This is a genomic window from Achromobacter sp. Bel (assembly GCF_012928505.1).
Taxonomy (GTDB): Bacteria; Pseudomonadota; Gammaproteobacteria; order Burkholderiales; family Burkholderiaceae_B; genus Achromobacter.
Genome location: NZ_JABBJN010000021.1, coordinates 31,412 through 52,992, shown reverse-complemented (window position 1 = coordinate 52,992; position 21,581 = coordinate 31,412). Strand labels below are relative to the sequence as shown.

Here is a 21,581-nt window from a genome sequence, read left to right as displayed (position 1 = left end):
AAATAAAAGCGCTTGAAAAGCAGTCCTTTCAACGGGTTATGACGCACTAGTCTGGGTAGTGCAGGTACATCTTGCAGGGGGCAAAAAACACGAGAAATCGGGCCTTTTTGCGCGGATGGCGCATTTTTCCGGATGGCGATGAACGAGGGCCCGACACGCTTACTTCGGCGCCGAACCCTCGCCCGGCGGCCGGATCCACTTCGACTCCCACAGGTCTTCCCCCCGCTCCAACGCCGCGCCCAGCGCTTTGCGGCAGCGCTGCGCGACGGCGGCCAGCAACGCGTTGCACACCGAGAACGCGGCCGTATAGGAATCGAACGGAGACGCGCTGGAACTGCGCGCAACCAGCACATGGTGCGCTGAGGCGGCCGCAGGCGCCGACGCCGCATCCGTGACCAACACGACCTTGCCGCCGCGCTGCCTGAAGACCTTCACCGCATTCGCCGTGGCAACCGAGTACCGCCTGAACGTGAACGCCAGCAACACATCGTCGGCGCCGATCCACAGCAGCTGATCCTCCAGGAACATCGGCCCCGCCCCGCCCATCGGCCTGACGCCCGGCAGGCACAGGTTCAGGTAAAGCGCCACATGGCTGGCCAATGGCGCCGCCTGGCGCAGGCCGAGCACATGCACGCGCGCCTTGCGCTGCGTCAGCAGGCGCACCGCGCCTTCGAACGCCCCCACATCGATCGCCGCGAACGTCTCTTGCAGGTTGTGCTGATCGTGCAGCAACGCGTTGTGCAGGCAGGCGCGCGCCGACAGGTTGTCGCCGCTGACCGCATCCGCGCGTTCGCCCGGCGACGCCAGGCGCGCCGTCACTTCCGAGCGTGCCTCCATCTGCGCCTGCGCATAGCTGTCATAGCCCAGCTTGGCCAACAAGCGGACGACGGTGGACGCGCTGGTGCCCATGCGCTTGGCCAGCGCGGTCGCCGATTCCAGCAGGCTTTGCGGGTAACGCGCCTGCATTTCTTCGACCAGCAGGCTTTCGGTCTTGCTGAGTTTCTTGGCGTACGTAGCGATGCGTTGATTCAGATTCATGATGGCAGCGATTCCGCAAGAGGCGGCACTAGGTGATAACCCCAAATTCCACAATATTCATTGCATCTTATATTTGACTCTGCAATCTATATTGCAAAATAGACCAATCTGACTTCAACCACAAGAGAGCGTCATGAAGCACCCCTCCGCTGCGCCGTCCCTGACGCGCCGCAGCCTTGTCCTTGCCGGCCTGGGCGCAGCCGTCCTGCCCCTGGCCGCACGGGCCAACGCCTACCCTTCCCGACCCATTACGCTGGTCGTGCCCTTCCCTGCAGGCGGATCCGTCGACCTCATCGGCCGCATCTACGCGGAGGCACTGGGCAAAGCGCTGGGCACGACGGTCATCATCGAAAACCGTGATGGCGCTGGCGGCGCCATCGGCAGCCAGCGCGTGGCGCGTGCCAAGCCGGACGGCTACACGCTGGTCGCCTCGTCGCAAAGCTCGCACTTGGCCAATCCGCTGATGCGCACCGATCTGGGCTACGACCCGATCAAGGATTTCACCTCGATCTCGCAGTTGTCGCGCACGCCGAACGTGCTGGTGACGAACATCGACGTACCGGCCAAGACCCTGGCCGAATTCGTGGCTTTGCTGAAGGCCCGTCCCGACGAACTGCACTATGCCACGGCTGGCATCGGCAGCATGGGGCAGCTCAACGCCGAGCTGTTCAAGAACACCCTGCAGGTCCAGGCCATGCACGTGCCTTACCGCGGCGGCGCGCCCCTGATCAACGCCCTGCTGTCCAACCAGGCGCAATTCGCGCTGGACAACCTGGCGCCCTTCCTGCCCCACATCCAGGTCGGCAAGATGCGCGCCCTGGCCGTGGCCGCGCCCAAGCGCCTGGATGCCCTGCCCGACGTGCCGACCTTCGCTGAATTGGGTTATCCGGTGTTGAACGCCATGTCGTGGATCGGCCTGGCCGCCCCGGCCGGCACGCCGGACGATATCGTCCAGACCTTGCTTGGCGCCGTGCGTACCGCCGCCAGCCAGAACGGCATGCCGCAAGCACTGGAGAAGGCCGGCGCCCTGCCACCCGAAAACCAGACCCCGCAACAGTTCACCACCATGATGACCGAACGCCTGGCGCTGTATAAAGACCTGATCGACCGCGCCGGCATCCGCCCCGAATAGGCCCCATCCCATGCAAAATCCTGCTTTCGAACCCGACACCGCTCCGCTTGAAGTCCTGCCTCGCGACCTCTCGGCCTACCGGGAGGGCAACACCGGCATCCCTTACGTCCATCGCTTCGAGTCGGGCGTGCCCGGCCCGCATGTGCTGATCAACGCCATCACCCACGGCAACGAAATCTGTGGCATGGTCGCCGCGACCCATCTGCTGGACACCGGGGTGCGGCCAAAGATCGGCACGCTGACAGTCAGCTTCGCCCACGTCGAAGCCTACGAGGCGTTCGACATCGACCAGCCCTACGAAAACCGCCAACTGGTGCACAACCTGAACCGCATCTGGTCGGCCGCCATGCTGGACGGCACCGAAGACAGCCCGGAACTGCGCCGCGCCCGCGAACTGCGCCCGGTGCTGGACGCCGCCGACTTCGTGCTGGACATCCATTCGACCCGCGCGCCGGTGCAGCCCTTCTGGGTCTATAACGAGATGGACCGCAACACCGCGCTGGCCGCCGCTGTCGGCGCGCCGCTGGTGCACCTGGTCATGCCGCAGCACAAATTCCCGGGCACGGGCGTCATGGGCTACGGCCATCACGGCGACCCGCTGTCCGATAGCGGCGGTTCACTGGTGGTGGAATGCGGACAGCATTTCGCCAAGTCCGCCGCCGAACTTGCCACCGACGTCACACTGCGGTTCCTGGCGCACACCGGCCTGATCGACGCTCCAGCGGACGCCACGCCGCCGCCGGCGCCGCAGCGGTACCGACTGCTGGAAGTCCATATGGTGAAGTCCGAAGACTTCCATTTCACCCGCCCGGTCATCGGCTTCGAGACCTTCGACAAAGACGAGCTGATCGCCATGAACGGCACCGAAGAAATCCGCTCGCCGTGCGACAACTGCACGATCTTCATGCCAACCCGCATGCCGATCGTCGGCCGCGAAGCCGTGTACCTGACGGTCGCGATCTAAGCCGAACCGCCGGCAGCGTGCTGCCACGCACCTGAACAGGTCCGGCACCAGCGCGTGCCGGATCCGTTCAGTTCAAAGATCCGGGATCAAGCGCTTGCCCAGGCTGATCACCTCGTCGCACGAGAAGCCCAGCGACTCGTAAAAGCCCTGCACCGCGACGTTGCCCGAACGGATCAAGAGATTGATCTTGGGGCACCCCATCTCCAACAGTTTGCGCTCCACCGCGCGCATCAGCACGGTGGCGTAGCCACGCCGTTGATGCGCGGGCGATACGGCAAGATAGTTGATCCAGCCGCGATGGCCGTCATAACCGCCCATCAGCGTGCCCACGATCTCGCCGTCCGCTTCGCCCACCAGAAACAGGTCGGACTGCACGGTGAGCTTGCGAGCGATGTCTTTCACTGGATCGTTCCACGGCCGCGTCAGGCCGCAATCGCGCCATAGCTGCACGATGGCGGACTCGTCGGCGGGATGATAAGGGCGAATGGAAAGGTCTTGATGGGTCATGCTTCGTTCCTGGGATGAGGGAAACGAAGGCCTTGCGATACGCCTCGCGAGCGACAACAAAAAATCGGGAAAACACAAGCAAAAAGGCCACGAGGGGTATCGTGGCCTTCAGGATGAAGCGCTGAGAACTCAGCGCCTGAACGTGACTTGCCACTCAACGTAGACGTCGAGTGATTCGTCGGTTATCTGCGCGGCATGCCGGCGCTGAGTGCATTGCGTTCATGCGAATGAGCATACACGAGCCCCTGCCCGACAGGCAATACCGCCCCCCCGCCTGATCCCATCAAGACGCTTCGGGCGCAGGCAGCATCCCTTCCATGACGATGACCGCCTGGCCCGCCACGCCTGCCCAGACGCCATCGGCGCGAGGCTCTGCGTGTGCCAGCAACAGGCTGGCGCGGCCCATGTCCACGCCCTGCCCCACGCGCAGCCGCAACATGCCGTCGCCACGCAACGCCGCGCGCAACGCCGTCATGGCCGCCGTCGCGCTGCCGGTGGCCGGGTCTTCGGTCATGCGGCCGGTAAACATCCGGGCCTGGATGTCCGTCGGCGCATCCACGGTGTCGCCGGTCGTGTCCGTCGTATAGGCATAGATGGACTTCGCGCCGTCCAGCGGCAGCAACGCCGCATAGCCATCGGCGTCCGGCGCCGCACGGCGCAGCGCATCGCGGCTGCGCAACTGCACGACCAGAAAGATCAGCCCCACCGAGACCACCTGGGGCGCGTGCGTCGACGTGTCGATGTCGGCGGGATCCAACTTCAACGCCCGGGCCACCGCGGCCGCCGGCGCCTCGCTGGCGCGGGACAACGCCTGCGGCGCCAGCAACTCGACGCCCTCCACGCCCCTCGCGCCCGTCGCAAGCGAAATCCGCACCAAGCCCGCCGCCTCTTCAAAAACGAAGGCATCCGGCGCAGGGCGTCCGGCGGCGATCATGTCACGCGCCAGCACGACCGCGGTGCCCACATTGGGATGCCCCGCGAAAGGCACCTCGCGGTCAGGCGTGAAGATGCGCACCCAGGCGGTATGCGCCGGGTCTTTGGGCGGCAGCACGAAGCTGGTTTCCGAATAATTGAATTCACGCGCGATGCGCTGCATCTGCGCGCTATCCAGCCCCTGGGCGTCCAGCACAACCGCCAACGGGTTGCCGCTATAGGGCTGAGTGGTGAAAACATCGGCAGTGACGTATCGGTAGCGCATGCAAGCTTCTCTGTGTCCGAAAGGGAAGGATGCAGTATGCAAGGGCGCAGCCACCGTGCGACAGGCACAGAACGGCATAACTTTCGCCATAACAGCACGGCGCAGCGCCCGGGTCGAGTAACCTGTCCCCCCAGGACGCATTCGCGCCCCAATGCCCGCTTACCCCGAAAGGAATGCACCATGGAAAACCCTTTTGGCGACTCCGACGAACCCTCCAGCGATCACCGGCAATATCTGGTCCTGATCGCGGCATCGAAAGACAACGCCTCGCTCGCCCAGAAGCTGCTTGAAAACCTGAAGAAACACGTCGACGAGCGCGCCGCCCCGTTGTGGATCGACGCCAAAGGCATTGGCGTCCTGTTGACGACAGACCTGGTCGCCTCGGACATCTGGCGCGAAATGTTCCAGAAGGAACCGGGCCAGGACTACGGCGATACCCGCAATATGCTCGTGCTGGAAATCGGCCGCGACTGGGCCGCCCGCCGTGACGACAAGATCGAACACTGGCTGGCCAGCCACGTCGGCGATCCGCTGCCGCCTGCCCCGCGCAAGGCGACCAGGCGGCGTTAAATGAAATCCGCCAGCAGGCGCGAGATCGCTTCGGGTTGATCCAGGCTGGGCAGGTGGGCGACGCCAGGCACTTCCTGCCCGACGCCGCCCCTGATCAGCGTCGACACTCGCCGTGACCGCTCCTGGATGTGGGGAAAGTCGAAATCTCCCCACATCACCAGCGTCGGCGCAGTGATCTCCACCAGTCGGCGAAACGTATCGAGCGTGTCCAGACTCAGCCCCGCCGGCGTCGATCGAAGCGCGGTGCCATGCATATCCAGGAACAGCTGCCTGGCCGCGCCCCCAACCCGTCCTTCGGCTTGCTGCGGCCCGTCCAAAAACAGATGCGCCTTCATCGCATTCACTCCGTCCAGGTCCCCACTGACTTCGGCCTGCTTCAACGCCGCCATTTGCGCCTGGACGCCGGGCGGGTACGCCGCCTCCGGCGCCCCCGGCACCGTGGGTGCAATCAGCGCCAGGCGACGAACCCGGGAAGGATGCTGCAGCGTCGTATCCAGCGCGATGCGCCCCCCTTGAGAGCACGCCACCAGCGTCACCGGCCTACCGTGTGCGAAGGCATCCATCACCGCCAACAAATCGCCAACGGCAGAATGGTCCTCTGTTTCTGCACACGTCTGGCCGAATCCGCGACGGTCGTAGGCAATGGCCTGATGCGTCGCGCCAACGGTGGCCATCTGCGCCCACCACATCCGGCGGTCACAAATAGCCGCGTGCAGGAAAATGACTGGATCTCCGGTACCAACAACTTCCGCGGCCAACAGGGCGCGGCCGGATTTGATCTGATGCATGGAAGCCATGGTGGATGACGTCAGGCGTTGGAAGGAAGGGCGAAGCAACCAATATAACCCTGCCCCCACACAACATCTCTGGCTCATGAGAAACTGGCGCTCAGCGCAACTTCATCCCACCCCACGCCCATGATCCGCCCGCTGACCGCCCTTGCCCTGATGCTGATGGCGACCGCCACCCACGCCGCGGGCGCGAAAGATTACGCCGCGCAATACGACCGCTGCCTGTCGGAAGCCGGCGCCACCAACAATACCTCGGTACTGAATTGCTCCAGTACCGTATCGGCGTCGGTCAAAGCGGAAATCAACGCGCTGTACGGAAAACTGCATGCGCGCCTGGCGCAGCAATCGGCGGAAGATGCCGACAAGCTCGAGCAAACGCAAAAGGCATGGCTCGTGTATCGCAATGGGCAATGCGACTTGGCGACATCCTATGTGGGCTCACCGATGTTCGGCTATTGCCCCATGCAGTTGAACATTCAAAGGGCCGCCGAATTGCGTGAACTGCTGGGGGACTAATCCCCGGTGTGCGCGGCGCGCTCCAGGGGAATTACTCCCCGGCGCCGGCGCGCCCTGCCGCCTGCTCGCGATACGCCACTGCGCACATCGTCGTGGTCATCATCAGCAACCCGATGCAGAGCAGGATGCCCAGTAAGCCAAGCCCGATCGCGGTAGCGGACATATCGGATATCGCGGTCGCCAGCAAGGCGCCTGTGATCACCACGAACACCGCCAGCAGGAACAGCATGCACATCATCGGCCATGCACGCACGCGCCGCGCCTGGCGCGTCCGCCAGAAGTTGTACTGGCCCGATACCGCAACGCGCGCAAGGCTCGGCGCAAACGTGCTGACCCCATACAGCACAGGCGCCCATATTGCCGCAAGCGCCAAAAACAGGCATGCGAAGAACACGCTATCGGCGTTGCCGTCCAATGAAAAATAAATAAGGATCGGCACTCTAGCGGTGGCGTACATCAACCCCGTCCCTATCGCGATAAGCAGGGCAAGCAAAGCAACGGCTTTCCATTCTGGTTTACCCAAGCGCCAATCCGCATTATCCGCATGGCCGCCCAGCACGGTCTGCCGAAGCCATGCGACCGACACGCGCGTCAAGGCCAGCATGTTCACGACAACGATCAGGAAGAACGCCGAAGACACCGAGGACAAGTGCGGCAACAGCAGTGCAATCGGCAACGTCAGGATGAATACGGCAGACGCCCACGGCGCCGACTTGAATAGACGATTCCCCTCCTGTCGAAGCGTACTTGCCGTCAACGCGAAATAGCGGCTTGCCGGGAGCTTGTTCGACACGGGAATCCTTTGCACGAAAGAGGTTGACCTGATGCGGCGCAGTTATACCAGCACTTCGCGCATTCGGCATACCAAGAAAAGCGGACATCGCCGGCACCGACTGCAACCCAGCCAAGCGATTCGCTCCAGACCTGCTTACATCTTTATCAGTTTGGCATCTACGCCAAAAGACGAGCCAACCCTAGAATCGGACTAGTGCATTTGCGGCGCGCCCGCCAGCCAGGAGCCATCCATGACCACCCCAACTGCCAAGCGAATCGTCACTGCGGCCATCTGCTGTCTGTTCTTGGGCGGCACCGCCCTGGCCGCTCCGCCCGAGGGAAAAGGCAAGCCGGACAACGCGGGCCAAGGCCAGGGAAACGCCGGCAACGGTAAAGGCTCGGGCAAAGGCAACAGCTCGAACAAGGGCAATAACGGCAATGGCGGATCGTCCAAAGGCGGCGGCGATTCCGGCGACGTGAACGTCACGCTTCGCCACGCCGGCATCACAATCACCACCGCCCGAGGCTACGCCGAGGAATATGGCTTGTCCGGCTATGGCTCGCTGCCGCCGGGAATCCGCAAAAACCTCGCTCGCGGCAAGCCCCTGCCCCCTGGTATCGCGAAAAAGATGGTCCCAGGCCCGATGTTGGCCCGCCTGCCGGTCTATCCGGGCTATGAATGGAGAGTCGCCGGCTCGGATCTCATTCTCGTCGCGGTGGCCACCGCTATCGTCGCCGATGTGCTCTTCGATGTTTTCGACTGACGTGAAAAGCGCGCCGGGTGCCGACGTGGCTGATGCGCCAAATCGAACTGCGCAGCCCGCGACCTTCGAGCCCGCTCAGTGCAGGGCCTGCTCACCTGCGGTTCTGCCCAAAAAACGAAAAGGCCGGACCCGATGTTTCAAAGGGTCCGGCCTTACACCTGCCACCAAGCTGCTGCGCGTTACGGCAAGCAGCTCAGCGATTAAATCAATTTGATCATGGTCGCCTGAGGACCTTTCTGTCCTTGGCCGGCGACGAACGACACGCGCTGGTTCTCTTCAAGCGATTTGTGCCCGTCACCCTGAATTTCAGAGTAATGCGCGAAGAGGTCTTTACCACCCAGTTCCGGCGAAATAAAGCCGTAGCCCTTGTCGTTGTTGAACCACTTCACGATACCAGTTTCAATCTTCAATGTAAGTCCTAGAGGTACAGGGAAAAAATATTCCCGGGACCACTATCGATGATTCTTCTACACAAAGATATCACTGTTTCGCAATAACACATCTGAGCCGGTGTCGGGCTCGCCGGACGCTCTGCGACATACACTCGTTGAAGTGCCAAGCCATCCGCGCCGCAAGGTGCAAGGTGCCAGATAAAAATGGGAAAGGCAAAAATGCAGAAGACAAAAATACGAAAGACAAATGAGAAAGGCCGTTAGTGATTTCTCACTAACGGCCTTGGAACTTCTGGTCGGGACGGCGGGATTCGAACTCGCGACCCCTTGCACCCCATGCAAGTGCGCTACCAGGCTGCGCTACGCCCCGAAAGAAAAAGAGTATAGCAGAACAAAAATAAGTTTGCACGCATTGGTGCAAAAAAAGTGCTGAATACTCAAAAAATTTGCGCCTCATGTTCGTCGCCTGCACTCACTGCGTGCAAGGCGCCACACAAGGCGCAACGTACTGCTTGCTTGCATTGCGCATCGCTTCAATAGCGACGCGCGATGCCGTACTGCATTCGATCAAACGATCGCGGACGACTGTGCTTTCGCTGCCTACGCGGCAGTGCCGACGGTGCTTGCGCTGGCGCTGGCCGGCACGCCAGCCGCCGCGTTTGCAGGCAAGCCCAACGCATCGGCCAACATCGTCGAGACGTTGCCGAGCTCGTTGCGCAAGGCCTGCATTTCGGCGCCCGACAAACGCACGGCGGCATCTTGATCATGCGGCATGTCGCGCGCGTCGCCCAGGCGATTGCGTGCGCCGCTGATAGTAAAGCCTTGTTCATACAGCAAGGAACGGATGCGCCGGATCAGCAACACTTCGTGATGCTGGTAGTAGCGGCGGTTGCCGCGACGCTTCACAGGCTTGAGCTGCGTGAATTCCTGTTCCCAGTACCGCAAGACGTGGGGCTTGACGCCGCACAGCTCGCTGACTTCACCGATGGTGAAGTAACGCTTGGCGGGAATGGGCGGTAAGGTAACGGTGGGTTCAGTACGTGTCATAAGCGAATTTTATGCCGCGCGGGCGCAGGAAGCCGATAACAATTACCGACAAAGCGTATCACTCCGCGGCGTCGGGTGCAGCAGGGGTCGCCTGCTCCACCACGCTCTTGAGTTTCTGACTCGCGTGGAACGTGACCACGCGGCGTGCGGCGATGGGAATGGTCTCGCCGGTCTTGGGATTGCGGCCAGGGCGCGGCGGCTTGTCGCGCACCTGGAAGTTGCCAAAGCCCGAAAGCTTGACCGAATCTCCGCGCGCCAGGGCATCGCGGATTTCTTCGAAGAACGTATCGACGATGTCCTTGGCTTCGCGCTTGTTCAGGCCGACCCGCTCGAAGAGCAGTTCGGCCAGCTCAGCCTTGGTCAGAGTGCGCGGCTCGGCAGCAAGCATACTGTTCCCCATGGTTCAAGCACGCTGGCGCGCGCCGTGGGCACTGACCAATGCATCCTTGATGCGGGACAGGCAATCCGCCACACGGGCTTCGTCCAGAGTGACTTCAGTGTCCTGTAGCCAGAAACGGAAAGCAAGGCTTTTCTCGGTGACGGGTTCGCTGCCATGGGCCTTTTCGCGCCACACATCGAACACGCGGACATCCTGCACCACGGCCAATTGCGCATCCGCCTTGACGGCCGCGGCCACAGTGTCCAGCATCGATTGCGTGGATACGGGAGCATCGACCCACAACGCCAGGTCGCGCACCACCACGGGTTGGCGCGACAGTTCGCGCACCTGCGGCAACTCGCCTTCGGACAGGGCATCCACGTTCAATTCGAACACGACGGGCGCATGCGCCAGGTCGGCTTGCTGCGCCCAACGCGGGTGCAGTTCACCGATCCAGCCAATCGCGCGGCCGTCCAGTTCGATGCGGGCGCTACGGCCCGGATGCAGCGCCGGATGTGCAGCGGGTTCGAAGCGCAGGCGGCGGCCGCGGGCGCCGAACAGCGCTTCGACATCCATCTTCACGTCATAGAAGTCCACCTGGCGCGTCGCGACGCCCCACTGTTCTTCCACGGCCGGCCCCCAGGCCGCGCCGGACAGGCGCATCGGCTGGTTCACGCCCGCCACTTCCAGCGGACCGTCCTCTACGGATGCGTCGCGCATGAACACGCGGCCCAATTCAAACAGGCGCACGCGCGACTGCTTGCGGTTGGCGTTGTGGCGAATGTTGGCAACAAGCCCGCCGATCAAGCTGGAACGCATGACCGACAGATGGCTGGCAATCGGATTGACCAGTCGAACCGGCGTTTCATTGCCCGCGTAGTCGCGTTCCCAATCCGCTTCGACGAAGCTGTAGTTCACGACTTCCTGGTAGTCCTGCGCAGCGGTCAGGCGGCGCAGCGCATGCGCGCCGCGATGCACTTCCGGCTGCGAGAACATCTTGGCGCGCGCCATCGGCGGCACATCGGGAATGCTCTCGAAACCGTAGATGCGGGCCACTTCCTCGATCAGGTCTTCTTCGATCTGAAGATCGAAACGGTACGACGGCGGGCTGACGATGAAGTCATCGCCTTCGACCGTGAACGCAAGGCCCAGGCTGCCGAAGATCTTCGCAACCTGCTCCTGCGTGACGGGCACGCCCAGCACACGATGGCAGCGCGCCAAGCGCATGCGCACCGGCGGACGGGCCGGCAGGTTGACGATCTGGTCGTCGATGGGGCCGACTTGCCCGCCGCAGATATCGACGATCAGGCGCGTGATGAATTCAAGGTGTTCGGGAATGCTGGCGTAGTCCACGCCACGTTCGAAACGATGGCTGGCTTCCGAACTGAACTTGTAGCGGCGCGCGCGGCCGGCAATGGCTTGCGGCCACCAGAACGCGGCTTCCAGGTAGATGTTCTGCGTATCCAGCGTCACGGACGTGGCTTCGCCGCCCATGATGCCGGCCAGGCTTTCCACCTGGTCGCCCGCCACTACCACGCCCACCTTCGGGTCGAGCGTGATGGTCTGGCCGTTCAGCAGTTCCAGCGTTTCGCCTTCATGGGCCCAGCGCACGCTGATGTCGCCGCCGATCTTGTCCAGATCGAACACGTGCGACGGACGGCCCAGTTCCAGCATGACGTAGTTGGAGATGTCCACCAGCGCGGACAGCGAACGCTGGCCGGCGCGCTCAAGGCGCGCCTTCATCCAGCCGGGCGTCGCAGCGCGGGCGTTCACGCCGCGGATCACGCGACCGCCGAAACGGCCGCACAGGTCAGGGGCTTCGATCTTGACGGGCAGGCGCTCGTCCAGCGTGACGGGCACGGCGACGGCGGTCGGCACCGACAGCGGCGCACCCGTCAGGGCAGCCACTTCGCGCGCGACACCCAGGATCGACAGGCAGTCGGCGCGGTTGGGCGTGAGCTTGAGCGTGAAGAGCGTGTCGTCCAGGTCCAGCGCGTCGCGGATGGACTGACCAGGCACCATGTCGGCAGGCAGTTCCAGCAGGCCGGCGTGGTCTTGCGACAGGCCGAGCTCGCGGGCCGAGCACAGCATGCCCGACGACTGCACGCCGCGCATCTTGGCTACGCCGATTTTCATGCCACCGGGCAGTTCCGCGCCCACGCGGGCCAGCGGCACTTTCAGGCCGGCGGCCGCGTTCGGCGCGCCGCACACGATTTGCAGGCGCTCGCCTGAACCATCGTCCACTTGGCAGACGCGCAGCTTGTCGGCGTCGGGGTGCGGCGCGATGTCGACGATATGGCCCACGACCACGCCCGTGAAAGCAGGTGCGGCGGGCACGGTGTCTTCGACTTCCAGGCCGGCCATGGTGAGCCGGTGCGCGAGTTCATCGGTTGCGATCGGAGGGTTGACCAGCGTACGCAGCCAGGATTCGGGAAATTGCATGATCAGCCGTCTGTTATTCGTTGAACTGGCGCAAGAAGCGCAAATCGCCTTCGTAGAACTGGCGCAGATCGTTCACGCCATAGCGCAACATCGTCAGGCGCTCAAGTCCGGAACCAAAGGCAAAGCCGATGTAGCGCTCGGGATCAAGACCGAAATTGCGCACCACTTCGGGGTGCACCTGGCCCGAGCCGGAAATCTCCAGCCAGCGGCCGCGGTTGGGACCCGAGGTGAACATCATGTCGATTTCGGCGGACGGTTCCGTGAACGGGAAGAACGACGGACGGAAGCGCACGACGAGATCGTCGCTTTCAAAGAAGCAACGCAGGAAATCGGTGTACACGCCTTTCAGATCGGCAAACGAGATGTCCTCGGCGATCCACAGCCCTTCCACCTGATGGAACATGGGCGAGTGCGTGGCGTCGCTGTCGACGCGGTAGGTGCGCCCCGGCGCGATGACCTTGATGGGCGGCTTGTGCATGCGGGCATAGCGCACCTGCATGGGGCTGGTGTGCGTGCGCAGCAGCAGCGGCAGGCCGTCGGCGTCGTTCATGTCGACGTAGAACGTGTCCTGCATCGAACGCGCCGGATGGTCCAGCGGGTTGTTCAACGCGGTGAAATTGGTCCAATCGTTTTCCACTTCGGGGCCATCGGCCACATCGAAGCCTATGGAACGGAAGATGGCTTCCACGCGTTCCCAGGTCCGGATCACCGGATGGATGCCGCCCGGCGCGCGACCGCGTCCAGGCAACGTGACGTCAATGGTTTCAGAGGCCAGCCGGGCATCCAATTCCGCCTGCGCCAACGCGGCGCGGCGAGCAGTCAGAAGCTCTTCGACTTGTTGCTTGGCCTGATTGATCCGGGCGCCCATTTCGCGCTTCTGCTCGGGATCGAGTTTGCCAAGGCCTTTCAGCAGCACTGTCAGTGCGCCTTCCTTACCCAGGAATCGAGCCTTTGCGTTCTCAAGCGCGGCGGCATCCGTAGCCGCGGCGAACCGTTCTTGCGCCTGGGAGACCAGGTCGTCAACCAATAGAGTCATGAAATCCAGCCTTCAAAACGCAAACGGGGCTATTACAGCCCCGTTTGCAGCGATGCGCGATGAGTTAAAGCGCGCGATCAGGCAGCCAAGGCAGCCTTGGCTTGCTGCACGATGGCGGCAAAGCCGGCCTTGTCGCGCACGGCCAGATCGGCCAGGACCTTACGGTCGAGTTCGATCGAAGCCTTCTTCAGGCCAGCGATGAACACGCTGTAGCTGACGCCATGTTCGCGGACGGCGGCGTTGATACGCGTGATCCACAGAGCACGGAACGTGCGCTTCTTGTTACGACGGTCGCGGTAGGCGTATTGGCCAGCGCGCATGACTGCTTGCTTGGCAATACGGAACACATTACCGCGGCGGCCACGGTAACCCTTGGCGGCGGCAATGACTTTTTTGTGACGTGCGCGGGCAGTTACGCCGCGTTTGACGCGAGGCATATTAGATCTCCCTTATCAAGCGAAAGGCATCATGGCCTTGACGGAGGCCACGTTGGATTCATGAACCGCTGCCGAGCCACGCAGTTGACGCTTGGCCTTGGTGGTCTTCTTGGTCAGAATGTGGCGCTTGAACGCCTGACCACGCTTGATGGAGCCGCTGCCGCGAACCTTAAAGCGCTTGGAGGCGCTTTTCTTGGTTTTCATCTTGGGCATGATGATTCCCTAAACTTAAACTCGTAGTTGATTTGACATGACGCGAGGTGCTTGGCGTTGCTGGCAAAAAGCCCTAGGGCTAGCACCGATGCAACGGCAAAACTTGTAGACCTGTTGTCACTTCTTGGGGGTACTTCAGGGTTACTGCTGGGGTATTGCTGGGGTACTGCTGGGATATTGCGTGGGTTGATTCCCACCGGGCTAAGGCATCACTGCCAGGCACGGGTTCCTCCCAGCTCTTGGCAAACTCTTGGCAAACTCTTAGCAAAAAGGTACGCCAGATCCGGGAAAGCCTTTGATTATATGGTGATTTCCTGGTCTTTGTCGAGTCGGCCGCTGTAAAAAGCAGAAGGGACCGCCTCTGGCGCCCAGCCAAGCGTTTCAGCCGCCCATCATACCCCCGGGCGCCGGTACTGCACCGCCTGCGCCACATGCCCGGCGCCCAGCACTTCCACCCCATCCAGATCGGCGATCGTGCGCGCCACCCGCATCGCCCGATGCAGCGCCCGCCCGGACCCCGCCATGCGGCGCATGGCCTGGAACAGCAGCGCCTGCGCCTCGCTATCCATGACGCAGTACTGGTCCAGCTCTGTCCCCGTCAATGCCGCGTTCGGTTTGCCCTGACGGGCTTGCTGGCGGTCCCGGCAACGCATCACCCGATCCCGAACCGGTCCGGATGCCTCGCCGGGCGGGCCACCCATGGACTCGGGATCGGATGGCGGCAGCGCCACGTGCAGGTCGATACGATCCAGCAACGGCCCCGATATCTTGCCCACATAGCGCGCCACCTGATCGGGCGTGCAAATGCAGGCGCGCCCCGGGTGCCCGCGCCAGCCGCATGGGCACGGGTTCATGGCGGCGACCAATTGAAAGCGCGCAGGGAACTGGGCGGCATGCAGGGCACGGGCGATGACCACCCTGCCCGTCTCAAGCGGTTCGCGTAGCGCCTCCAGCGTGCGCCGGCTGAACTCCGGGAGCTCGTCCAGGAACAGGACCCCATGGTGCGCCAGGCTGATCTCGCCCGGACGCGGACGGCTGCCGCCGCCGACAAGCGCCGCGACGGTAGCCGAATGATGCGGCGATCGGAACGGAGGATGGCCCATCAAGACCTCGGGCATCCCTGCCAGCGCGGCCACCGCGGCAGCTTCCAGGGCCTGGTTACGGCGCAAAGGCGGCAACAACCCCGGCAGGCGGGACGCCAGCATGCTCTTGCCCGCGCCGGGCGGCCCGATCATCAACAGGCTATGGCCACCGGCTGCGGCCACTTCCAGCGCCCGCCGCGCGCCGGGCTGCCCCCGCACGTCCGACAGGCATGGCGCAGGTGGCGATGCCGGCCACGCCTTGGGCACCGCATCCGGCAACCGACACGCACCCGTGATGTGTGCGGCCACGTCCGCCAGGCTTCGCGCCGACAGCACGCCAAGGCCCGGCACCCAAGCCGCCTGCTCAGCGCTGCCTGCCGGCAGGATCAGCGTCGCGTCAGGCGCCTCGCGCGCCACGCTCAGCGCAATCACCAAGGGAGCCGCCACCGGCACTAGCGCGCCGGTCAAAGACAGCTCGCCTGCCAGCACCAAGCCGGCCAGGGAAGGATCAGGCGCGGCCAGATCGGGGCCGCCGCCGTCGGTGGGCGCGGCCAACTGGCCTGAGGCCAGCAACAACCCCAGCGCAATGGGCAGATCGAACCTGCCCGACTCCTTGGGAATATCAGCCGGCGACAGATTCACCGTGATACGACCGGGCGGAAACTCGAAGCCGCTATTGAGAATGGCGGCGCGCACCCGCTCGCGGCTTTCGCGCACCTCGGTGTCGGGCAACCCCACCACATTGAAGCTGGGCAGCCCAGGCCCCAGATGCGTTTCAACCCGGACGGCGTGCGCATGCAACCCACTGAGCGCCCGACTGGCAAGAACGGCAAGCGTCAAGACGCTCTCCCAAAGGGAACAAGGCCGTCAGTATCGGCAATCAGCAGAACACCGTGGACAAGGCAGGGACGTATTCGTCCCTTGCCCGCCGGGATCCCAAATGAAAAACGGCCGCGCTTGGCGGCCGTCAATGCAGCGATGCAGACAGGCGAGAGCTTACTTGTCCAGCGCCGAAAGACGCTCTTCCAGCTGCTGCACTTGCGCAGCCAGCTGATCCACGCGGGCGCGGGTGCGCGCCAGCAGATCCGATTGGACGTCAAACTCTTCGCGTGTGACCAGATCCATCTTGGTGAATGCCTGCGCCATCATGGCGCGCACGTTCTTTTCAACGTCGGCAGCGGGGCTGCGGGCGATCAGGTCGGAGATGTTCTTCTGGATGTCTTCCATCCACTGGGTGCGATTGTTCATAGCGGCCTCTCGGTGTTCTTGATGCCTCAAGTGTAGTGCTTCGGGCCCCGCACTGCAGGACGAATGGGCAAAAAAAGAGGGCGGGCCGCATGCGGTGACCGCCCATCAAAGCACAGGAGAAAACCGGGCTGCCATGGCGGCAACCCCCTACCAACATCGTTACGGGCAGCCCATCTGGGTTGCCGATTGCGCGAACAGGTCCGACGATTGCTTGCACTGCGCCGCCAATTGGGTCTTGTCGGGAATCGCCGCCCATTGGGACTTGGCCGACTCCAGTTGCTGCTTGATGCTGGCCGCCGCCGGGTTGCTGCTGCCCAGCTTGTCCATGCAGGCGTTGACCTTGGCCAGATACGCTTCGCACTCCGCAGGCACGGAAGGCGAGGTGCTGGCGGTCGGCGGCGTGGTTGCGGTGGGTGCAGGTGTCGTCGCGGCTGGCGGTGTCGACGCCGGCGGCGTGGCGGCCGGTGCCGGCGTCGTAGAAGCGGCTGGCGGCGCCGCTTTTTCGTCGCTCTTGTTGCAGCCGGCCAGCACGCCGACCGATGCGGCCAGCGCCAGAATGCCGATCATCTTGCGTTGAATCTTCATGGTGTCCTCTTTCCGTTCTTGCTTCTTATTTGGGTGGACCGCCGCACCGGAACCTCTCCAGCGGTCCGATTCGCTCCGGCTTTTTGAGATAAGCCATAAGCTGTTGTTGATTCTTCTTCAGTGCCCCCTCGGCAACAAGCGTATCCGTGTAAACCCCGGTATCAAGCACATCCCCATTTTCGACCCTCCCGACTCCAAGCCGGCCAGGCGTTGAATCGTCACCCGATCCGCCGGACAGCCACGGCCTGTAACGCTGTGCGGGCCGAAGCGACCGTTCGGGCGTCGTGGCTGCTGGCGCGGAAATCCACTACAAACCGCAACAGCCCCAGCATCAACTGGCAACAAATGGCGGCCTTGAAACATATTTCGTTTCAAGCCGTGGAATCCCTGCATTACGCACCAAATTGAGGCTGACGGATGGTGCATGGCGCACTACATTGGTGCAAACAGGCACAACTCAGGCGCCTGGCACCCGCTTGTCCGGGTTCAGGCGACATGGCATGGAACTTGCTTGATAGACGAGGCCAACGTGCAACCATGAGAGGAAATGCCATGAAACTCATCATCGCCATCATCAAGCCCTTCAAGCTCGACGAAGTGCGGGTGGCTCTATCCGGAATCGGCGTCCAGGGTCTGACTGTTACCGAAGTCAAGGGGTTTGGACGCCAGAAGGGTCACACCGAGCTGTATCGCGGCGCCGAATACGCCGTCGACTTTTTGCCCAAGCTGCGAGTTGAAGCCGCGGTGCCCGACCACCTTGTCGATCAGGTCATCGAAGCGATCGAACAAGCCGCCCGTACCGGAAAGATCGGCGACGGCAAGATCTTCGCCGCGCCCCTGGAACAGGTGATCCGTATCCGAACGGGTGAAGCTGGCGAAGCTGCGCTGTAAATAAATAAAGAAAGACTCATTGGAGCCTGAAAATGGATAAAGCAGATATCTCCTGGTTGCTCGTCTCTACCCTGCTTGTATTGATGATGGCCGTACCCGGTCTGGCGATGTTCTATGGCGGCCTGGTACGCAGCAAGAACGTGCTCTCTGTGTTGCTGCAAGTGCTGTGCACGTTCGTGCTGGGCCTGGTCCTCTGGTTCATCTACGGCTATTCCCTTGCCTTCACCGAGGGCAACGCCTTCTTCGGCGGCCTGTCGCGCGCCTTCTTCTCTGGCATGTTCACACCGGCTGACGGCAAGTACGCCATGTCGAACACGTTGACCGAGCTGCTGTTCGCGTCGTTCCAGGCCACGTTCGCCGGCATCACCTGCGCGCTGATCGTCGGCAGCTTCGCCGAACGCGCCCGCTTCTCGGCGGTACTGGTATTCACGGTGATCTGGTTCACGTTCGCCTATGTGCCGATCGCCCACATGGTGTGGTTCGCCTCCGAGACGGCACCGGGCCTGCTGAACGCCAAGGGCGCGCTGGACTTCGCCGGCGGCACCGTCGTGCACATCAACGCCGGCGTGGCCGGCCTGGTGGGCGCCTATGTGGTGGGCAAGCGCGTGGGCTACGGCCGCGAAGCCATGCAGCCGCATAACCTGCCGATGACCTTCGTGGGCGCCGCCCTGCTGTGGGTGGGCTGGTTCGGGTTCAACGCGGGCTCGGCCCTGGCCGCCAACGAGAACGCCACCCTGGCCTTCTTCAACACGATGATCGCCACCGCTGGCGCCGTCCTGGCCTGGCTGTTCACGGAATGGGCCGTCAAGGGCAAGCCCTCGATGCTGGGCGCCGCGTCGGGCGCAATCGCCGGCCTGGTGGGCATCACCCCTGCCGCCGGCCTGGTGGGCCCGGTGGGCGCGCTGGTCATTGGCGTGATCGCCGGTATCGTCTGCGTCTGGGGCGTGAACGGCCTGAAGCGCCTCTTGCGTGCCGATGATGCGCTGGACGTGTTCGGCGTGCACGGCGTGGGCGGTATCGTCGGCGCCCTGTTGACCGGCGTGTTCAACGCGCAAATCCTCGGCGGCCCCGGCCTGGCCGAGCCCGGCATGATCGCCCACCAACTGTGGGTCCAGCTGGAAGGCGTGCTGCTGACCATCGTCTGGTCCGGCGTGGTGGCCTGGATCGCGTACAAGATCGCCAACGCCCTGTGCGGCCTGCGCGTGCCGGAAGACCAGGAGCGCGAAGGCCTGGACGTCACGAGCCACGGCGAATCGGCGTACCACAGCTAATCACGGCCAACCACAGCGATGTGGTGGTGATGGACGAAAAAAAGCCCGGACCTTGCGGTCCGGGCTTTTTCTATTCCACCGCGCCTGGCGCCCCCGACGCGCGGTTTCGGTTCAGGCCGGATCCAGCGCGTCCAGATCCACCGGCAAGGCGCGGTTCAGCGCCGTGGCCACTTTGATCCGCAAGGCGTTGGAATGCGCGCGGCGCACCTCGCGCTTCACGTCCAGCAACTGCTGCGGGTGCATCGAGAACTCGGTCAGGCCCAAACCCAGCAGTAGCCGGGTCATGCGGGAATCGCCGGCCATTTCACCGCAGACCGCCACCGGCTTGCCCGCGCGCTCGCCCGCATTGATGGTGTTGGCCACCAGGCGCAGCACGGCGGGATGCAGCGGATCGTAAAGCGTCGCCACGTCATGGTCGCCGCGGTCGATCGCCAGGGTGTACTGGATCAGGTCGTTGGTGCCGATGGACAGGAAGTCCAGGGCCTGGACGAAGGGCTCGATCGCGATGGCGATGGCGGGCACCTCGACCATGGCGCCGACCTCCATGTGCGGCGCGTACGCCTGTCCGCGCGCATCAAGCTCGCGACGGGCGGATTCGATCGCCGCCTTGGTTGCCACCACTTCATGCATGTGGGCGATCATCGGGATCAACAGACGAACCGGCCCGTGAGCCGAAGCCCGCAGGATGGCGCGCAGCTGCGTCGCGAACATTTCCGGACGCGCCAGGCAATAGCGGATCGCCCGCTGGCCCAGCGCGGGGTTGGTCGCCACGGTGGCCTCGCCGTCCAGCGTCTTGTCCGATCCGATATCCAACGTGCGGATCGTGACCGGACGGCCTGCCATGACCCGCACGACCGACGAATAAGCTTCGTACTGCTCTTCTTCGCCGGGCAGGTCCGGACGCCCCATGAAGAGGAACTCGCTGCGGAACAGGCCGATGCCGTCGGCGCCGGAGGCCAACGCCAGCGCGGCCTCTTCAGGCAGTTCGATATTCGCGTGCAGCACCACATCAATGCCGTCCAGCGTGACCGAGGGTTCGTCGCGCAACAGGCCCAACTCCGCCCGTTCGTCGGCATACGCGGCCTGGCGGCGGCGGTACTCTTGAAGGATGCGATCCGACGGATTGACGACCACGGCGCCCGCGGCCCCATCGATGATCAGCATGTCGCCGTCGCGGACAAGCTCGCGCACGTTGCCCATGGCGACGACAGCCGGCACGCCCATGCTGCGGGCGACGATGGCCGTATGCGAAGTCGGGCCGCCCAGGTCGGTCACGAACGCCGCAAAGCGGCCGCCGCGCAAACGCAACATGTCGGCCGGCGAAATGTCGTGCGCCACCACGACCAGCGCATCATCGCCGCCCATGTGGGACATGTCGGGCAAGATGGCCGAGGTGCCGGCCAGCACATGCAGCACGCGCTCGATCACCTGGCGCACGTCAGCCCCGCGCTCGCGCAGGTACTCGTCTTCCATGGCATCGAACTGCTGGCCGAGTATCTGGCCTTGCGTGGTCAGCGCCCATTCGGCGTTGTAATGGCGCTCGGCAATCAGGGCCAGCGTCTGCTCGGCCAGCAGCGGATCGCCCAGCAGCAAGCTGTGTACGTTCAGCATGGCGCCCAGCTCGCGCGGCGCATCCGCCGGCAAGGTGTCGGCCAGTTGCCGAAGCTCGTGCTGCGCCGAGTCCAGGGCGTCGGTCAGGCGGGCGCTTTCCGCAGGCACGTCTTCCGGAGATATCCGGTAGTGCGCCACTTCCAGGGCGGCGGCGCCCATGACGACGGCCCGCCCGATGGCGTATCCCTTGGCAACCCCCTTGCCGTAAAGACAAACGACGGGGCTGGCAGCGCCAGATCCGTCGTAAGCGGGGTCCAGGGTCGAGGACGAGCCGGCCCGGGCAGCGCTCAGGCCGGCGGATTCAGGGGGGGTTCTATTCCTGCTCACCGAATTTGCTGTCGAACAGAGTTTCAATTTCGGAAAGGGCTTGCTCGGCGTCGCCGCCCGAAGCCTCCAGTTTGACCGTCACGCCCAACCCGGCCGCCAACATCATGACACCCATGATGCTCTTGGCGTTCACGCGCTGCGCGCCGCGAGAGATGAAGATCTCGCTCGAGAACTTACTGGCAAGCTGCGTCAGCTTGGCAGCCGCCCGCGCATGCAAACCCAGTTTATTGCTGATGACGATGTCTTTAGTAGGCATAGGAAATATTATGACCGCAGATGAACGCCGCGGTGTTGATCACAGCAAAACGCCAAACCGCCAACTGCTTTTCGGCGTGAATTGCCACGCCGACATAATAGGGCAAATTG

General features: G+C 63.4%; 24 protein-coding genes and 1 tRNA gene. 7 read left to right on the top strand and 18 right to left on the bottom strand.

Going from position 1 to position 21,581, the window contains the following annotated elements:
- Positions 1-159 precede the first annotated feature (159 nt).
- The gene (locus HG262_RS14970) at positions 160-1,038 is read right to left on the bottom strand and encodes a MurR/RpiR family transcriptional regulator (RefSeq protein ID WP_169271760.1); all 879 of its coding nucleotides are present in this window, start codon (positions 1,036-1,038) and stop codon (positions 160-162) included.
- 133 nt (positions 1,039-1,171) lie between these two features.
- Between HG262_RS14970 and HG262_RS14965 the strand changes: the two genes are divergently transcribed.
- Entirely contained in the window at positions 1,172-2,170 is a 999-nt protein-coding gene (locus HG262_RS14965) for a tripartite tricarboxylate transporter substrate-binding protein (protein ID WP_169271759.1), read from the top strand.
- Positions 2,171-2,180: 10 nt separating this feature from the next.
- Positions 2,181-3,134 carry a succinylglutamate desuccinylase/aspartoacylase family protein gene (locus HG262_RS14960; RefSeq protein WP_169271758.1) on the top strand — a complete coding sequence of 318 codons (954 nt, stop codon included), beginning with the start codon at positions 2,181-2,183 and terminating at the stop codon, positions 3,132-3,134.
- A gap of 72 nt (positions 3,135-3,206) precedes the next feature.
- On the opposite strand, the gene HG262_RS14955 is transcribed toward HG262_RS14960, so the two are convergent.
- Positions 3,207-3,641 (bottom strand): GNAT family acetyltransferase, encoded by a 435-nt coding sequence (locus tag HG262_RS14955; RefSeq protein WP_169271757.1) that lies wholly within the window; start codon positions 3,639-3,641, stop codon positions 3,207-3,209.
- 283 nt (positions 3,642-3,924) lie between these two features.
- The gene (locus tag HG262_RS14950; protein WP_169271756.1) at positions 3,925-4,839 is read right to left on the bottom strand and encodes a PhzF family phenazine biosynthesis protein; all 915 of its coding nucleotides are present in this window, start codon (positions 4,837-4,839) and stop codon (positions 3,925-3,927) included.
- A 180-nt stretch (positions 4,840-5,019) separates the two neighbouring features.
- On the opposite strand from HG262_RS14950, the gene HG262_RS14945 reads away from it, so the two are divergent.
- The gene (locus tag HG262_RS14945; RefSeq protein WP_169271755.1) at positions 5,020-5,409 is read left to right on the top strand and encodes a hypothetical protein; all 390 of its coding nucleotides are present in this window, start codon (positions 5,020-5,022) and stop codon (positions 5,407-5,409) included.
- Here the strand turns inward: HG262_RS14945 and HG262_RS14940 are convergent.
- Positions 5,406-6,206 carry an alpha/beta hydrolase gene (locus tag HG262_RS14940; RefSeq protein WP_169271754.1) on the bottom strand — a complete coding sequence of 267 codons (801 nt, stop codon included), beginning with the start codon at positions 6,204-6,206 and terminating at the stop codon, positions 5,406-5,408. The two genes, HG262_RS14945 and HG262_RS14940, sit on opposite strands and share 4 nt — an antisense overlap.
- A gap of 120 nt (positions 6,207-6,326) precedes the next feature.
- On the opposite strand from HG262_RS14940, the gene HG262_RS14935 reads away from it, so the two are divergent.
- Entirely contained in the window at positions 6,327-6,716 is a 390-nt protein-coding gene (locus HG262_RS14935) for a lysozyme inhibitor LprI family protein (RefSeq protein ID WP_169271753.1), read from the top strand.
- A gap of 31 nt (positions 6,717-6,747) precedes the next feature.
- On the opposite strand, the gene HG262_RS14930 is transcribed toward HG262_RS14935, so the two are convergent.
- Positions 6,748-7,326: a hypothetical protein gene (locus HG262_RS14930; RefSeq protein ID WP_169271752.1), complete on the bottom strand. Its 579-nt coding sequence runs from the start codon at positions 7,324-7,326 to the stop codon at positions 6,748-6,750.
- Positions 7,327-7,741: 415 nt separating this feature from the next.
- Between HG262_RS14930 and HG262_RS14925 the strand changes: the two genes are divergently transcribed.
- Positions 7,742-8,254: an anti-virulence regulator CigR family protein gene (locus tag HG262_RS14925; RefSeq protein ID WP_169271751.1), complete on the top strand. Its 513-nt coding sequence runs from the start codon at positions 7,742-7,744 to the stop codon at positions 8,252-8,254.
- Between the two features lie 200 nt (positions 8,255-8,454).
- Here HG262_RS14925 and HG262_RS14920 read toward each other — a convergent pair whose 3' ends face one another.
- The 11 genes from HG262_RS14920 to HG262_RS14870 all read right to left on the bottom strand — a co-directional run bounded on the left by HG262_RS14920 (position 8,455) and on the right by HG262_RS14870 (position 17,115).
- Entirely contained in the window at positions 8,455-8,664 is a 210-nt protein-coding gene (locus tag HG262_RS14920; protein ID WP_105558848.1) for a cold-shock protein, read from the bottom strand.
- A 275-nt stretch (positions 8,665-8,939) separates the two neighbouring features.
- Positions 8,940-9,016, bottom strand: a tRNA-Pro gene (locus HG262_RS14915).
- Between the two features lie 230 nt (positions 9,017-9,246).
- Positions 9,247-9,693, bottom strand: a complete 447-nt coding sequence (locus HG262_RS14910; protein ID WP_169271750.1) for a MerR family transcriptional regulator — start codon at positions 9,691-9,693, stop codon at positions 9,247-9,249.
- A gap of 58 nt (positions 9,694-9,751) precedes the next feature.
- Positions 9,752-10,093, bottom strand: a complete 342-nt coding sequence (locus tag HG262_RS14905) for an integration host factor subunit alpha (RefSeq protein ID WP_006218744.1) — start codon at positions 10,091-10,093, stop codon at positions 9,752-9,754.
- A gap of 3 nt (positions 10,094-10,096) precedes the next feature.
- Positions 10,097-12,514: a phenylalanine--tRNA ligase subunit beta gene (gene pheT / locus HG262_RS14900; RefSeq protein WP_169271749.1), complete on the bottom strand. Its 2,418-nt coding sequence runs from the start codon at positions 12,512-12,514 to the stop codon at positions 10,097-10,099.
- A 13-nt stretch (positions 12,515-12,527) separates the two neighbouring features.
- Positions 12,528-13,550, bottom strand: a complete 1,023-nt coding sequence (gene pheS / locus HG262_RS14895; RefSeq protein ID WP_105558844.1) for a phenylalanine--tRNA ligase subunit alpha — start codon at positions 13,548-13,550, stop codon at positions 12,528-12,530.
- Between the two features lie 77 nt (positions 13,551-13,627).
- A complete protein-coding gene (gene rplT, locus HG262_RS14890) occupies positions 13,628-13,987 on the bottom strand; it encodes a 50S ribosomal protein L20 (protein ID WP_006218741.1) in 360 nt (119 codons plus the stop codon).
- 15 nt (positions 13,988-14,002) lie between these two features.
- Positions 14,003-14,200, bottom strand: coding sequence for a 50S ribosomal protein L35 (gene rpmI / locus HG262_RS14885; protein WP_006226956.1), 198 nt, complete (start codon positions 14,198-14,200; stop codon positions 14,003-14,005).
- Positions 14,201-14,592: 392 nt separating this feature from the next.
- Entirely contained in the window at positions 14,593-16,122 is a 1,530-nt protein-coding gene (locus HG262_RS14880; RefSeq protein ID WP_169271748.1) for a YifB family Mg chelatase-like AAA ATPase, read from the bottom strand.
- A gap of 156 nt (positions 16,123-16,278) precedes the next feature.
- The gene (locus HG262_RS14875) at positions 16,279-16,530 is read right to left on the bottom strand and encodes an accessory factor UbiK family protein (RefSeq protein WP_006226958.1); all 252 of its coding nucleotides are present in this window, start codon (positions 16,528-16,530) and stop codon (positions 16,279-16,281) included.
- A 159-nt stretch (positions 16,531-16,689) separates the two neighbouring features.
- Complete coding sequence (locus HG262_RS14870) at positions 16,690-17,115, bottom strand: DUF5339 family protein (protein WP_169271747.1); 426 nt, start codon at positions 17,113-17,115, stop codon at positions 16,690-16,692.
- A gap of 552 nt (positions 17,116-17,667) precedes the next feature.
- On the opposite strand from HG262_RS14870, the gene HG262_RS14865 reads away from it, so the two are divergent.
- Positions 17,668-18,006: a P-II family nitrogen regulator gene (locus HG262_RS14865; RefSeq protein ID WP_006218735.1), complete on the top strand. Its 339-nt coding sequence runs from the start codon at positions 17,668-17,670 to the stop codon at positions 18,004-18,006.
- A 32-nt stretch (positions 18,007-18,038) separates the two neighbouring features.
- Positions 18,039-19,277, top strand: coding sequence for an ammonium transporter (gene amt / locus HG262_RS14860; protein WP_006226960.1), 1,239 nt, complete (start codon positions 18,039-18,041; stop codon positions 19,275-19,277).
- A gap of 111 nt (positions 19,278-19,388) precedes the next feature.
- Here amt and ptsP read toward each other — a convergent pair whose 3' ends face one another.
- Both ptsP and HG262_RS14850 read right to left on the bottom strand, forming a co-directional pair.
- Positions 19,389-21,146: a phosphoenolpyruvate--protein phosphotransferase gene (gene ptsP, locus HG262_RS14855; RefSeq protein ID WP_169271804.1), complete on the bottom strand. Its 1,758-nt coding sequence runs from the start codon at positions 21,144-21,146 to the stop codon at positions 19,389-19,391.
- 55 nt (positions 21,147-21,201) lie between these two features.
- Positions 21,202-21,471, bottom strand: a complete 270-nt coding sequence (locus HG262_RS14850; protein WP_006218730.1) for an HPr family phosphocarrier protein — start codon at positions 21,469-21,471, stop codon at positions 21,202-21,204.
- Positions 21,472-21,581: the final 110 nt, after the last annotated feature.

Coding starts and splice junctions, on each gene's coding strand:
- HG262_RS14910 (WP_169271750.1), bottom strand. CDS start 9,693: ATGACACGTACTGAACCCACCGTTACCTTACCGCCCATTCCCGCCAAG.
- HG262_RS14870 (WP_169271747.1), bottom strand. CDS start 17,115: ATGAAGATTCAACGCAAGATGATCGGCATTCTGGCGCTGGCCGCATCG.
- HG262_RS14935 (WP_169271753.1), top strand. CDS start 6,327: ATGATCCGCCCGCTGACCGCCCTTGCCCTGATGCTGATGGCGACCGCC.
- HG262_RS14875 (WP_006226958.1), bottom strand. CDS start 16,530: ATGAACAATCGCACCCAGTGGATGGAAGACATCCAGAAGAACATCTCC.
- rplT (WP_006218741.1), bottom strand. CDS start 13,987: ATGCCTCGCGTCAAACGCGGCGTAACTGCCCGCGCACGTCACAAAAAA.
- rpmI (WP_006226956.1), bottom strand. CDS start 14,200: ATGCCCAAGATGAAAACCAAGAAAAGCGCCTCCAAGCGCTTTAAGGTT.
- pheS (WP_105558844.1), bottom strand. CDS start 13,550: ATGACTCTATTGGTTGACGACCTGGTCTCCCAGGCGCAAGAACGGTTC.
- amt (WP_006226960.1), top strand. CDS start 18,039: ATGGATAAAGCAGATATCTCCTGGTTGCTCGTCTCTACCCTGCTTGTA.
- HG262_RS14905 (WP_006218744.1), bottom strand. CDS start 10,093: ATGGGGAACAGTATGCTTGCTGCCGAGCCGCGCACTCTGACCAAGGCT.
- HG262_RS14945 (WP_169271755.1), top strand. CDS start 5,020: ATGGAAAACCCTTTTGGCGACTCCGACGAACCCTCCAGCGATCACCGG.
- HG262_RS14960 (WP_169271758.1), top strand. CDS start 2,181: ATGCAAAATCCTGCTTTCGAACCCGACACCGCTCCGCTTGAAGTCCTG.
- pheT (WP_169271749.1), bottom strand. CDS start 12,514: ATGCAATTTCCCGAATCCTGGCTGCGTACGCTGGTCAACCCTCCGATC.
- HG262_RS14925 (WP_169271751.1), top strand. CDS start 7,742: ATGACCACCCCAACTGCCAAGCGAATCGTCACTGCGGCCATCTGCTGT.
- HG262_RS14865 (WP_006218735.1), top strand. CDS start 17,668: ATGAAACTCATCATCGCCATCATCAAGCCCTTCAAGCTCGACGAAGTG.
- HG262_RS14965 (WP_169271759.1), top strand. CDS start 1,172: ATGAAGCACCCCTCCGCTGCGCCGTCCCTGACGCGCCGCAGCCTTGTC.
- HG262_RS14940 (WP_169271754.1), bottom strand. CDS start 6,206: ATGGCTTCCATGCATCAGATCAAATCCGGCCGCGCCCTGTTGGCCGCG.
- HG262_RS14850 (WP_006218730.1), bottom strand. CDS start 21,471: ATGCCTACTAAAGACATCGTCATCAGCAATAAACTGGGTTTGCATGCG.
- HG262_RS14955 (WP_169271757.1), bottom strand. CDS start 3,641: ATGACCCATCAAGACCTTTCCATTCGCCCTTATCATCCCGCCGACGAG.
- HG262_RS14950 (WP_169271756.1), bottom strand. CDS start 4,839: ATGCGCTACCGATACGTCACTGCCGATGTTTTCACCACTCAGCCCTAT.
- HG262_RS14970 (WP_169271760.1), bottom strand. CDS start 1,038: ATGAATCTGAATCAACGCATCGCTACGTACGCCAAGAAACTCAGCAAG.